14 protein-coding genes are annotated in these 12,364 nt (G+C 63.3%); 3 read left to right on the top strand and 11 right to left on the bottom strand.

All coding sequences use genetic code 11. The features are described 5' to 3' along the window. Nucleotides 1-29 precede the first annotated feature (29 nt). Entirely contained in the window at nucleotides 30-614 is a 585-nt protein-coding gene (locus tag ACVRRC_RS13185; RefSeq protein WP_472997100.1) for a recombinase family protein, read from the top strand. A gap of 533 nt (nucleotides 615-1,147) precedes the next feature. Here ACVRRC_RS13185 and ACVRRC_RS13180 read toward each other — a convergent pair. From ACVRRC_RS13180 to ACVRRC_RS13155, 6 genes are all read right to left on the bottom strand, one after another. After that, nucleotides 1,148-1,954: a dienelactone hydrolase family protein gene (locus ACVRRC_RS13180; protein ID WP_106442158.1), complete on the bottom strand. Its 807-nt coding sequence runs from the start codon at nucleotides 1,952-1,954 to the stop codon at nucleotides 1,148-1,150. Nucleotides 1,955-2,118: 164 nt separating this feature from the next. Beyond that, nucleotides 2,119-2,820: an ABC transporter ATP-binding protein gene (locus ACVRRC_RS13175; RefSeq protein WP_013983598.1), complete on the bottom strand. Its 702-nt coding sequence runs from the start codon at nucleotides 2,818-2,820 to the stop codon at nucleotides 2,119-2,121. 2 nt (nucleotides 2,821-2,822) lie between these two features. Beyond that, the gene (gene livG / locus ACVRRC_RS13170) at nucleotides 2,823-3,590 is read right to left on the bottom strand and encodes a high-affinity branched-chain amino acid ABC transporter ATP-binding protein LivG (protein WP_011914086.1); all 768 of its coding nucleotides are present in this window, start codon (nucleotides 3,588-3,590) and stop codon (nucleotides 2,823-2,825) included. Then, nucleotides 3,587-4,843 (bottom strand): high-affinity branched-chain amino acid ABC transporter permease LivM, encoded by a 1,257-nt coding sequence (locus tag ACVRRC_RS13165; RefSeq protein ID WP_011914085.1) that lies wholly within the window; start codon nucleotides 4,841-4,843, stop codon nucleotides 3,587-3,589. The genes livG and ACVRRC_RS13165 overlap by 4 nt, the downstream gene beginning before the upstream one ends. Then, nucleotides 4,840-5,763: a high-affinity branched-chain amino acid ABC transporter permease LivH gene (livH, locus tag ACVRRC_RS13160; protein WP_011914084.1), complete on the bottom strand. Its 924-nt coding sequence runs from the start codon at nucleotides 5,761-5,763 to the stop codon at nucleotides 4,840-4,842. The genes ACVRRC_RS13165 and livH overlap by 4 nt, the downstream gene beginning before the upstream one ends. Nucleotides 5,764-6,018: 255 nt before the next feature. Then, nucleotides 6,019-7,137 (bottom strand): branched-chain amino acid ABC transporter substrate-binding protein, encoded by a 1,119-nt coding sequence (locus ACVRRC_RS13155; RefSeq protein ID WP_011914083.1) that lies wholly within the window; start codon nucleotides 7,135-7,137, stop codon nucleotides 6,019-6,021. Between the two features lie 199 nt (nucleotides 7,138-7,336). Between ACVRRC_RS13155 and ACVRRC_RS13150 the strand changes: the two genes are divergently transcribed. Further along, complete coding sequence (locus tag ACVRRC_RS13150) at nucleotides 7,337-7,654, top strand: DUF2288 domain-containing protein (RefSeq protein ID WP_013983597.1); 318 nt, start codon at nucleotides 7,337-7,339, stop codon at nucleotides 7,652-7,654. Nucleotides 7,655-7,684: 30 nt separating this feature from the next. Here the strand turns inward: ACVRRC_RS13150 and phnE are convergent, their stop codons facing one another. The 4 genes from phnE to ACVRRC_RS13130 are packed head-to-tail and all read right to left on the bottom strand — an operon-like array spanning nucleotide 7,685 to nucleotide 11,001. Next, complete coding sequence (gene phnE, locus ACVRRC_RS13145; protein ID WP_013983596.1) at nucleotides 7,685-8,452, bottom strand: phosphonate ABC transporter, permease protein PhnE; 768 nt, start codon at nucleotides 8,450-8,452, stop codon at nucleotides 7,685-7,687. Beyond that, nucleotides 8,449-9,282, bottom strand: coding sequence for a PhnE/PtxC family ABC transporter permease (locus ACVRRC_RS13140; RefSeq protein ID WP_013983595.1), 834 nt, complete (start codon nucleotides 9,280-9,282; stop codon nucleotides 8,449-8,451). The genes phnE and ACVRRC_RS13140 overlap by 4 nt, the downstream gene beginning before the upstream one ends. Further along, nucleotides 9,276-10,130: a phosphonate ABC transporter ATP-binding protein gene (locus tag ACVRRC_RS13135; protein ID WP_213918125.1), complete on the bottom strand. Its 855-nt coding sequence runs from the start codon at nucleotides 10,128-10,130 to the stop codon at nucleotides 9,276-9,278. Before ACVRRC_RS13135 ends, ACVRRC_RS13140 begins: the two co-directional genes overlap by 7 nt. A 19-nt stretch (nucleotides 10,131-10,149) precedes the next feature. After that, the gene (locus ACVRRC_RS13130; protein ID WP_013983593.1) at nucleotides 10,150-11,001 is read right to left on the bottom strand and encodes a putative selenate ABC transporter substrate-binding protein; all 852 of its coding nucleotides are present in this window, start codon (nucleotides 10,999-11,001) and stop codon (nucleotides 10,150-10,152) included. A gap of 230 nt (nucleotides 11,002-11,231) precedes the next feature. Between ACVRRC_RS13130 and ACVRRC_RS13125 the strand changes: the two genes are divergently transcribed. Further along, entirely contained in the window at nucleotides 11,232-11,426 is a 195-nt protein-coding gene (locus tag ACVRRC_RS13125) for a hypothetical protein (RefSeq protein WP_019405280.1), read from the top strand. 65 nt (nucleotides 11,427-11,491) lie between these two features. Here the strand turns inward: ACVRRC_RS13125 and ACVRRC_RS13120 are convergent, their stop codons facing one another. Next, a complete protein-coding gene (locus ACVRRC_RS13120) occupies nucleotides 11,492-12,304 on the bottom strand; it encodes an undecaprenyl-diphosphate phosphatase (RefSeq protein ID WP_472997099.1) in 813 nt (270 codons plus the stop codon). Nucleotides 12,305-12,364: the final 60 nt, after the last annotated feature.

Genomic DNA, 12,364 nt, shown 5'->3' with positions numbered 1-12,364 from the left:
CATCCAGCACAACATAAGGAGATGCCCCAATGTCCCGTACCTTCGCATACTGCCGCGTCAGTACAACCGGCCAAACCACAGCCAATCAAATTCAGGAAATCAAAGCGGCTGGCTTCGCTATCCAATCGCAGCGAGTGATTGAAGAAACCGTAAGTGGTTCAGTTCCAGCGAAAGATCGCCAAGGTTTCCAAAAGCTATTGGAGCGGATCGAGGAAGGCGACGTACTAGTGGTGACCAAGCTTGACCGGCTAGGTCGCAATGCAATGGACGTTCGATCTACGGTTGAATCTCTAGCAACCAAGGGTGTGCGTGTGCATTGCCTCGCATTGGGTGGCGTAGACCTCACTTCCCCAGCAGGCAAAATGACGATGGCTGTGATCGCCTCTGTTGCAGAGTTTGAGAGAGATTTGCTGGTAGAGCGTACACAAGCTGGCCTTGAGCGAGCCAAAAGTGAAGGGAAAAAGTTAGGAAGGCCCAGCTGCAACAAAGCGGCAGAGGTTGCACAGTTGAAGTCTGAAGGGCTTAGCCAAAGTGTAGTTGCGGAACAGCTTAAGATTTCTCTGTCCACAGTTAAGAGATTGTGGAAAAAAAACACAGAAAATTTTCATGTATAAGGGAGAGAATTCTACCTTTAGTTCTTCCTTGGCAATCGAGTCAAAAGACCGGCTTTGATATTTGAATATTTGCCAGAGTAGGGTTTACATAGTGACGGCTGGCTAAGCACCCATCTTCATATTTCTAGAAAAAAATTTAGAAAAAAGTCATTTAACAAATCTTTGAGACTTCCACACCACTCTCTCCAGCTCTGGTGGAATCACAAGAAGCTTCGGCTTCATCTTCTTACGTTCCCCGCCTTCAATTCGTCGACCGTCTTATCATGCCCGGCTGGTGGCGGTGCTGCTCGCGCCCATGCTTGCGGAGGATGCGTCCTATGCATAGCTTTTTGCATAGAAATGATGGGTGGAAAACTAAGCAGATAAAACGCTTAACCTATTGAATTTAAAAGATTTTTTAAGGAATGCACGATCTAGCGGAAATCGTGTTCGGCCATGACTCGTGTTCGACGCTGAGTTGTGCGCGCAATGCTAGCACGAGCCCCGGCGGCAGGCGTGCCGCCGGGGCGAATCGAACGCGGCGAGTCGAACGGTCACTGCGCTCGGGCAGGCGTCGACGGGCCGAACGTATCCTCGAAGAACCGCTGCATATCACGCCAGGAGCGCTCGTCGGCGGCTTTCTGATAGGCCACGTCGAGGCCGTTCTTCTGATGGGCATCGGCGCCCGGATTGGTGAAGCCGTGCTTGGCCCCCGGCAGGCTGACGAACTGGTAATCGGCGCCGGCCTTGACCATCTCGACGTTCAGGGCCGCGACATCGTCTGCGCTGATCATGCTGTCTTCGGCGCCGTGCTCGACCAGCACTCGCGCCTTGACGCTACCCGGCGCGGCGCGGGTTTCGGTGGCCAATGCGCCGTGGAAGCTGACCACGCCGTCCAGCGGCACGCCCTGGCGCGCCATGTCCAGGACTACCTTGCCGCCAAAGCAGTAGCCGACCGCACCCAGCTTGTCGGTATCCGTCTGTGTCTGCTCCTTGAGCAGATCCAGGCCGGCGTTGAAGCGGCCCTTGGCTGCATCGGCGTCCTTCAGTGCGGCCTGCATGAAGCTCATGGCGTCCTTGGGGTGCTCGGTGTTCCTGCCCTCGCCATACATGTCGATGGCCAGGGCGCTGTAGCCCAGCTCGGCGAGGTCGCGGGCGCGTTGCTTGGCGTAGTCGTTAAGGCCCCACCATTCATGCACCACCACGATGCCGGGGCGCTTGCCCTCGATGGCATCGTCGTAGGCGTAGTAACCGATCATCTTGGTGCCGTCGGCAGCGGTGTAGGGGATTTCCTGCGTCTGTACCGCGGCATTGGCGGTGACGCTGGCAGCCATGAGCAGGCCGAGCAGGCAAAGGCGCATCGTGAGGTCTCCTTGACGGGCATTAGTGGGATAGAGGCATTCGAGCAAGCATAGCGGCTGTTCGACCGTACGCGCAGCGTGAGGGTTCGTCTGGCGGCATGCCGGACCGGAAAACGAAAAAGCCCCGCCAGGACGGCAGGGCTTTTCGTCGACCATGGTTGGGGTCAGCCGCCCAGGTAGGCGTCGCGTACCTTCGGATCGGTCAGCAGGTCCTCACCACTTCCCTGCATGACGATATGGCCGTTCTCCAGCACATAGCCGCGATCGGCCAGCTTGAGCGCCTGGTTGGCGTTCTGCTCGACCAGGAACACGGTCACGCCGTCTTCGCGCAACTGCTCGATGATCTCGAAGATCTGCTGGATGATGATCGGCGCCAGGCCCAGCGACGGCTCGTCGAGCAGCAGCAGCTTGGGCTTGCTCATCAGTGCGCGAGCGATGGCGAGCATCTGCTGTTCACCACCGGACATGGTGCCGCCGCGCTGCTGATAACGCTCCTTCAGCCGCGGGAACAGGCCGAGCACCTTGTCCAGCTGCTCCTGGAAGTCCGCCTTGCCGGTGAAGAAGCCCCCCATGGAGAGATTCTCCTCCACCGTCAGGCGCGAGAATATCCGCCGACCCTCGGGCACCACGGCGATGGCCTTGCGCATGATGTCGCAGGTCTGTTGGCCGACCAGCTCTTCACCCTGGAAGCGAATGCTGCCGCTGGCCGCCTGCGGTGTGCCGCAGAGGGTCATCAGCAGGGTCGATTTGCCGGCACCGTTAGCGCCAATCAGGGTGACGATTTCGCCCTGTTGTACCTGCACGTTGATGCCGTGCAGAGCCTGGATCTTGCCGTAGAAGGTCGAGACGTTTTCGAAAGTCAGCATGCTCACGCCTCCCCCAGATAGGCTTTGATCACGTCAGGGTTGTTGCGCACCTGCTCGGGCGAGCCGTTGGCCAGTGGGGTGCCCTGGTTGATCACGTAGATGTGGTCGGAAATGCTCATGACCAGCTTCATGTCGTGCTCGATCAGCAGCACGGTGACACCGTGTTCATCACGCAGCAGGGCGATCAGCGCCTTGAGGTCCTCGGTCTCCTTCGGGTTCAGGCCGGCCGCCGGCTCGTCCAGCATGAGGATGCGCGGACGCGTCATCATGCAGCGGGCGATTTCCAGGCGACGCTGCTGACCGTAGGCGAGGGTGCCCGCCGGGCGGTTGGCGATGTCGGTGAGGTTCACCTGTTCCAGCCAGTGGGCGGCGAAGTCCATGGCCTCGCGTTCGCTCTGACGGAACGCCGGCGTCTTCAGCAGACCGGCGAGAAAGTTGGTGTTCAGGTGTCGGTGTTGCGCTACCAGCAGGTTCTCCACCGCCGTCATGTCCTTGAACAGGCGGACATTCTGGAAAGTGCGTACCACGCCCTGACGGGCGATCTTGTGGCCGGGCAGGCCGTGGATCGGCGTGCCGTCGAGCAGGATTTCGCCGGCGGTCGGCTGGTAGAAGCCGGTCAGGCAGTTGAATACGGTGGTCTTGCCGGCGCCGTTGGGGCCGATCATCGAAACCACCTGCTTGTCGTGTACGGTCAGCGCCACCTCGTTGACGGCCAGCAGGCCGCCGAAGCGCATGGTCAGGCCGCGTACTTCCAGGATCGGGCGGCTCATTGCTTCAGCTCCAGGTGCGGGCGTTGCATCGGCAGCAGGCCTTGCGGACGCCAGATCATCATCAGCACCATCAGGGCGCCGAACATCAACATGCGGTATTCGCTGAACTCGCGCATCAGCTCGGGCAGCAGGATCATCACGATGGCCGCGAGAATCACGCCGAGCTGCGAGCCCATGCCACCCAGCACGACGATGGCGAGAATGATCGCCGACTCGATAAAGGTGAATGACTCCGGCGAGACCAGCCCCTGGCGTGCAGCGAAGAAGCTGCCGGCGAACCCGGCGAAGGTGGCGCCGAGGGTGAACGCGGAAAGCTTGATCACCGTGGGGTTCATGCCGAGTGCGCGGCAGGCGATCTCGTCTTCGCGAAGGGCTTCCCAGGCGCGGCCAATCGGCATGCGCAGCAGCCGGTTGATCACGAACAGGGTCAGCAGTACCAGCAGCAGGGCGATCAGGTAGAGGAAGATCACCTTGTTCACCGAGTTGTAGGCGATGCCGAAGTACTCGTGGAAGGTCTGCATGCCCTCGGCGGCGCGGCGGTCGAACGACAGGCCGAAGAAGGTCGGTTTGTCGATGCCGCTGATGCCGTTGGGGCCGCCGGTGATGCTGGTCATGTTACGCAGCAGGATGCGGATGATCTCGCCGAACCCCAGCGTCACGATGGCCAGGTAGTCACCGCGTAGACGCAGTACCGGGAAGCCGAGCAGGAAGCCGAACAGTGCGGCCATCGCTCCGGCGATTGGCAGCGCGGTCCAGAAGCCGACCCCGTAGTAGTGCGACAGCAACGCGTAGGTGTAGGCGCCCACGGCGTAGAAACCGACGTAACCCAGGTCCAGCAGGCCGGCCAGCCCGACCACGATGTTCAGGCCGAGGCCGAGCATCACGTAGATCAGGATCAGCGTGGCGATGTCTACGGCGCCGCGCGAGCCGTAGAACGGCCAGACCAGCGCAACCAGCACCAGCGCCAGGATGATCCAGCGTTGGGTCGAGGGCAGGGTGAGGAAGTTGCCAGCACCGGCTGGCACGCTCGGCAGGCTCGGGCTGGCGGCCCAGCCGGCGGCCAGATGCGTGCGGAACAGTTGCCAGACGAACATGGCCACCGCGCAGGCGGCGATGATCCAGAAGGTGCCGGCTTCGGCGCCATGCACCTCGACGCGGATACCGACGGTGGTGAGCTTCAGGCCGAACACCGGCACCGCCACGGCGATGACCAGCAGGGCGCTGAAGAAAGCGATACGCAGATTGCCGGTCATACCTTTTCCACCTCCGGGCGGCCGAGGATGCCGGTGGGGCGGAACAGCAGCACGAGCACGAGCAGGCTGAAGGCCACGACGTCCTTGTACTGATCACCGAAGATGTCGGCACCGAAGGCTTCGGCGACGCCCAGCACCAGGCCGCCGAGCATGGCGCCCGGAATGCTGCCGATGCCGCCGAGCACTGCGGCAGTGAATGCCTTGATGCCGGCGAGGAAGCCGATGTGCGGGTTGATCACGCCGTACTGCATGCTGATCAGCACCGCCGCGATGGCAGCCAGCGCCGCGCCGATGACGAAGGTCAGCGCGATGATGCCGTTGGTGTTGATGCCCAGCAGGTTGGCCATCTTCAGGTCCTCGGCGCAGGCGCGGCAGGCACGGCCCAGGCGGGAGCGGGAGATGAACAGCGTGAGACCGTACATGGCGACGAAGGTGACCACGAAGATCAGGATCTGCATGTAGGAGATCACCACACCATTCATGGTGCTTTCACCGATGACCAGGTTGCCCGGCATCAGGTTGGGGATCGCCTTGTCCTTGGAGTCTTGGGCCAGCAGCACGACGTTCTGCAGGAAGATGGACATGCCGATGGCGGAGATCAGCGGGATCAGGCGGTTACTGCCACGTAGCGGGCGGTAGGCCACCCGTTCGATGCTGTAACCGTAGGCACTGGTGACGATCATGGCGGTGACGAAGGCGCCGATCATCAAGATAGGCAAGGCATCCAGGCCCATCATGGACAGGCCGACAATGGCGATGAAAGCGACATACGAGCCGATCATGTACACCTCGCCGTGGGCGAAGTTGATCATGCCGATGATGCCGTACACCATCGTGTAACCGATGGCGATCAGCGCGTAGGTGCTGCCAACGGTCAGCCCGTTGATCAGCTGTTGTAGGTAGTGGTAAAGCTCAGGCATCACTGCTCTCCCGAAGTCCCTGCAATTCCACCCGGTCTGGCTGCGCTGCCCACTTCGAACACACCGCACACCCTGGCGCGGCGCCACTGCGGTACGGCACCCTGCGGATCACGCATGGCGTCGGTTCGAGGCGGGCCTGCTGTTCAGGCCGCTCGTTGGATTACAGGTATGGCAAGGCGGCCCGGTGCTTGTGGCAGGGCCGCCCGCTAAAACAAAGCCCACAAGCGAGTGTGGGCTTTGCCAGGCTGATGAAAGTTACTTGGCTTCGGTCTTGGTGCCGTCCTGGTGCCATTCGTAGACGACGAAGTTGAAGTCCTTCAGGTCGCCCTTTTCATCGAACGCGAGGTTGCCGGTGGGAGTGTCGAAGGTGTTGCTGCGCAGCGCTTCGGCGACCTTGTCGGTGTCGGTGCTGCCAGCCTTCTCGATGCCTTCTGCGATGACCTGAACCGCGGCGTAGGCGGGGAACACGAACGGGCCGCTCGGGTCCTGCTTCTTGGCCTTGAAGGCATCAACCAGTTCCTTGTTGCGCGGATCCTGGTCGAAGGACTTCGGCAGCGTCACGTACATGCCTTCGGAGGCCGGGCCGGCGATGGCGGAGATTTCCGAGTTTCCGACGCCTTCCGGACCCATGAAGCGTACGTTCAGACCTTTTTCCTTGGACTGACGCAGCAGCAGGCCCAGCTCCGGGTGGTAGCCGCCGTAGTAGACGAAGTCGACGCCTTCGCGCTTGAGCTTGGCGATCAGCGAGGAGAAGTCCTTGTCACCGGCATTGATGCCTTCGAACAGGCCGACCTTGATGTTCTTGCTTTCCAGGGTCTGCTTGACGGCCGTGGCGATGCCTTCGCCGTACTGCTGCTTGTCGTGGATTACGGCGACGTTCTTCGGCTTGACGTGATCGGCAATGAAGTTGCCGGCGGTCGGACCTTGCAGGCTGTCCAGGCCGATGGTGCGGAAGATCAGCTCGTAACCGCGGGAGGTGATGTCCGGGCTGGTGGACGCCGCGGTGATCATCAGGATGCCTTCGTCCTCGTAGATATCGGACGCCGGCTGAGTGGAGCTGGAGCAGAGGTGGCCAACGACGAACTTGACGTTGTCATTGACGATCTTGTTGGCCACCGCCACGGCCTGTTTCGGATCGCAGGCATCGTCGTAGCGAACGCCCTGCAGTTGCGCGCCGTTCACCCCGCCGGCCTTGTTGATCTGCTCGATGGCCATTTCGGCCCCGATGAACTGCATGTCCCCGTACTGCGCCACCGGCCCGGTTACCGGCCCTGCCAATCCGATGCGGATCGTGTCGGCGGCCAGGCTGTAGCTGGCTGCGCCGGTCAGTGCCATTGCCAGGAAAATTTTCGAAAGACGCTGGTTGGTCTTCATAAGTGCTCCACTTGCATCGTTATTGTTTGAATCCTGCGGGCCGGAGTGCCGTTAAGAGGCGAACATCCCGAAACGCTCCGGCAACTGTACCGGCACAGTGTAGAAGTGTCTCCTCCGTTTGCACAGCCGGCAGATTCAACCGTTTGATGGGAATCGGGGCGCGGGTATCATGGCGCCTTTTTCGTTACGGACGAGTCCCATGGCCGACGACGCAAGCACTCTTTATGCCAAGCTGTTGGGCGAAACCGCAGCGATCACCTGGCAGGAACTGCAGCCTTTCTTCGCCCGCGGCGCGTTGCTGCAGGTGGCTGGCGAGGCCGATCTGGTCGAGGTGGCGGTGGCGGTGGCCGAGGACGATCAGGCCAAGGTGGCCGCCTGGCTGACCGGCGGGCAACTGGCAAAGATGCCTGCCGAGCAGGCGCAGGACTGGCTGGAGCGTGACCCCGACCTGTGGGCCGTGGTCGTGGCGCCCTGGGTGCTGGTGCAGGAACGCGTAGCGAAGCCGGCGCTGCACTGAAACGGGGCGGGCGTGACGCTGACGCCGCCCTCAGCCTCTCACCCACCGCTGCCGCGCCCAGGCGCTCAGGCTGTCCACCGCCAGCACCATCGCCAGCATGGCGAGGATCACCGTCGAGGCCTGGGCTTCCTGGAACAGGCTGAGACTCATGTAGAGCATCTGGCCGAGGCCACCGGCGCCGACGAAGCCGAGCACACTGGCCATGCGGATATTGTTCTCCCAGCGATACAGCGTGTAGGCCACCAGCTGCGGCCACAAAGTCGGCAGGGTGCCGTAGCAGAACGCGGCGACCCGGCCGCTGCCGGCCAGGCGCAGGGCGTCGGCGGGCTGCGGCGGGGTGTTCTCCAGCGCCTCGGCGAACAGGCGGCCCAGCACACCGGCAGTATGCAGCGCCAGCGCCAGGGTCCCGGCATTCGGGCCGAGGCCGGCGGCGAGCACCATCAGTGCCGCCCACACCAGTTCCGGAATTGCCCGCAGTGCATTGAGCAGCAGGCGCGACGCCGCTTGCGCGAGCAAACCGAAGCGCCCGGCCGCCGGTAGCGCCAGCAGCAGGCCGAGCAGCGCGGCGAGCAGGGTGCCAATGGCCGACATGGCCAGGGTTTCCAGCGTGCCGTGAGCGATCGCCCGCAGATGATTGGCCGACAGATCCGGGGTCATGAAGCCCGACGCGTAGGCAGCCATCTGGGTCAGGCCGTCGCGGCTGAGCAGCGCGGCGCTGTCAAGCTGCAGGAAGGTGAACGCCGCCATCACGGCGCCGAGCAGACCCAGCGGGATGAGCAGGCGCGACAGCAACCTCATGCGAACCTCCAGCGCAGCAGACGGCTGAGCAGGTCCGCCAGCAGCACCAGCGCCAGGAAGGTCAGCAGCATGCTCGCCACTTCGCCGCCAGCGAACATGCGCATCGACAGATCCATCTGCTGACCCAGCCCGCCAGCGCCGACGAAGCCCATCACCACCGATGCACGAATCGCGCATTCCCAGCGGTACACGCTGTAGGACAGCATTTCTCCGGTGGCCTGTGGCAGCACGCCGTAGAAAAACGCCTGCAACCGTGAGGCGCCGCTGCCGAGCAGGGCGCGGGCCGGCAACGGGTCGACCGATTCGAAGATCTCCGCATAGACCTTGCCCAGCATGCCGGCGTAAGTGATGGCGATGGCCAGCACGCCAGCGGTCGGGCCGAGGCCAACGGCGCGAACGAACAGCAGCGCCCAGACGATCTCCGGGATGCTGCGCAGCACGATCAGCAGGCCGCGTACCGGCCAGCGCAGGGCGTGGGTCCACCAGGCCGGGCGGCCGCCTCGGCTGAGTGCCGAAAGCGACAGCGCGCGAGTGGCGAGAAGGGCGCAGGGAATGGCGATGGCCAGCGCGAGGGTCATGCCGGCGGTGGCGATGGCTAGGGTTTCCAGCGTCGCCTGCCAGAGCAGGGCAAGGAAGTCTCCGCCATGCTCCGGCGGCCAGAAGGCGGATACGAAGCTGCCCATGGTGTCGGCGTTGCTGCCGTCGAACAGCACGCCAATGTCCAGCTCGCTCAACCGCAGGCCCGGCCAGAGCAGCGCCACGGCCAGCAGCGTCAGCAGCAGGCGGGAGGTGGCGGCAGGGTCATGGCGAACGAGCGCGGGGTTCAGCATCGTGGAATGTTCAGCTGCACGCGCGGCGCTGGTGCCGATGCCGGCGTGTGTTCGAGCTGCTCGTTGGCGTACAGCGCAGCCAGCTCGCCCGGGCCGATTTCGGTGGCCGGTTTGTCGAACAGGATGCGCCCGTCCCGCACACCGAGGATGCGCGGGAAGTGCTCCAGCGCCAGCTCGACCGCGTGCAGGCTGGCCAACAGGGTGGCGCTGCGCCGCTGTGCCTCGCGGTTGAGCAGGCCCAGCGTGTGGCTGGCCAGCACTGGGTCCATTGCCGAAACGGGTTCGTCGGCGAGGATCAGGTCCGCGCCCTGGTAGAGCATGCGGGCGATACCGACGCGCTGCAGCTGACCGCCGGAGAGCTGATCGCAGCGCATGTACAGCTTGTCCGCCAGGTCCAGGCGACCGAGTGCGTCGGCAGCGCCCTGGCGATCCAGTGGGTAGATCAGGCTGAGCAGGCTTTTCGCCAGCGACCACTGGCCGAGACGACCGGCCAGCACCGCGGTGATGACGCGTTGCCGAGGTGGCAGCGGCGGCGCCTGGTGGATCAGGCCGATGCGCGTGCGCAGGCGTTGGCGAGCTCCGGCGGAGAGCGACCAGGGACGTTGTCCGAGCAGCTCGACTTCGCCGCCGTCAGGCTTGAGCGCCGTGGCCAGCAATCGCAGCAGGGTGGTCTTGCCTGCACCGGACGGGCCGATGATGGCAACGCGCTCGCCGGGTGCGACCTGCAGGTCGATGCCCTGCAACGCCACCTGGCCGCCGGCGTGGGTATGGTCCACGCCGGCGAGCTTCAGCGCCGGGCCCTGTGTGCCGACGTGGCCCGGTATCTGCTCGGTTTGCAGGCTGTTCATGGGCGACGCAGCGATGGCGTCACTTGAGCAGGCCGGCTGCGCGCGCGGCTTCCTCGATGCCGGCATAGTTCTCCGGCTTGGTCTCGATGAAGCGGCTGGCGGCCTGCAGATCGAGGATCGCCTTGTGCTCCGGGTTGGCCGGATCGAGGGCGAGGAACGCTGCCTTGATCTTCTCGACCAGCGCCGGATCGAGGTTGCCACGCACCGTCCAGTTGTAGTCGTAGTAGGGCGGGGTGGTGGAGATCACTCGCACCTTGGCGGTATCGACCTTGCCGGCCGCGACCAGCTTGTCCCAGACCGAGGCGTTGAGCACGCCGGCGTCGGCCTTGCCGGCTTCGACCCAGGCCGCAGTGGCGTCATGGGCGCCGGAGTAGGCGATGCGCTTGAAGTACTGCTCCGGCTCGATGCCGTCCTTGAGCATGAAGTAGCGCGGCATCAGGCTGCCAGAGGTGGAGGACACCGAGCCGAACGCGAAGGTCTTGCCCTTCAGGTCGGCCAGCGACTTGACCTCGGGATCGGCGGTGATGAACTTGCTGGTGAACTGCTCATCCTGCTCGCGCTGCACCAGCGGGATCGCATCGCCGGTCTTCAGGCGCGTCTGCACGAAGGTAAAGCCGCCGAGCCAGGCGAGATCGAGGCGGTCGGATGCCAGGGACTCGACGACCGCGGCGTAATCCGACACCGGGGTGAATTTCACCGGCATGCCCAGCTGCTGTTCCAGATATTCGCCCAGCGGCTTGAACTTGCGGATCAGCTCGGTCGGGGCTTCGTCAGGAATGGCAGAAACCCGCAGGGTTTCGGCGGCATGGGTAGTGGCAATGGACAAGGACAGGGCAAGGCCGGCGACGGCTGCCAGGGAGCGCTTCAGCATTGAGGGTTCTCCGGTTCAATAGCGGAAAAAGCGCGCGGATTATAGAGCCTGGCGGCCACCGGGAGCCAAGCGAAAAGCTGAACAACTTTAAAACCGGCCATCGCCCTGACCGGACCGCTGGCGAAATATCCTGCAACACGACGAACTTTTTTCAGGCGCCAAACCTAAGGGTTCTGTAGTGGCCGAATATCAGCAATGTGCCACCCCGCAGGGCGAAGGAAACGAATGTGATGTGCGATGAGAAGCGTCAGTCGACCATGGTTTGGGCGGATGGCCACTCCTTCAGGGAGGTGGCCAGAATTCGGGAGCAGCCGGTCGAATCCAAGGATGATCCTGGCGTGGCGTTTGGCGAAAAGATGTTCACCCAGGCGCGTCTGGCGGCGTTCGTGCTCGGCCCGCTGCTGATCGATCTGCCACAAGGCTAGGGCGTCGCAAGACGATCCGGCCAAACGCCGCGGCAAGCGCTCAGCGCGAGCCGCGGCGTGATCACTCAGACGCCGCTGAACAGTACCAGCAGCACGGCGCCGAGAGTCAGGCGATAGATCACGAACGGCAACATGCCGACACGCTCCAGCAGTTTGAGGAAAAAGTGGATGCACAGGTAGGCGCTGATCGCCGACAGCACCACCCCCAGCCCCATTGCCGTCCAGTCCACGGCTACCTCGCCTTCCACCAGATCGAGCGTGCTCAAGCCGCTGGCAAGCACGATGATCGGGATCGACAGCAGAAACGAGAAGCGCGCGGCGCCGGAGCGCGACAGCCCCAGCAGCAGGCCGGCCGTCATGGTGACGCCTGAGCGCGAGGTGCCGGGAATCAGTGCCAGTGCCTGTGCACAGCCGATCAGCAGAATGTCTTTCCAGCTCAGGCTGTGCTCATCGCGCGGTTGCGGCGTACGCCGGCTGACCACGTCGGACCACCACAGCAGCAGGCCGAAGCCGATGGTTGCCCAGGCGATCACCAGCGGCGAACGCATCTGTTCCTCGATGAATCCTTTGAAAAGCAGCCCGGCGATGCCCGCCGGGATCGTGCCGAGAATGACGGCCCAGGCCAGCCGGCTGTCACCGACACGCTCGCGGCGGGCAAGGGATGCGAACCAGTCGCGGGTCATGCCGAACACTTCCTGGCGGAAGTACCAGACCACGGCGGCGAGCGTGCCCAGGTGCACGGCTACGTCGAATGCCAGCCCCTGGTCGTCCCAGCCCACCAGGTGCGGGAAGAGGATCAGGTGAGCGGAGCTCGATACCGGCAAGAACTCGGTAAGCCCCTGCACGATGGCCAGGACGATGATCTGAATTAAATCCATTGCGTGTTTCCTGCGATGTCTTCTGATGCACGATGAGCACGTGCGATGAGCGGATGGTCT

This window comes from Stutzerimonas sp. LR2, assembly GCF_055755175.1.
Note: the sequence above shows the minus strand (reverse complement) of the source record. Positions and strands in the feature narration are given on the sequence as shown.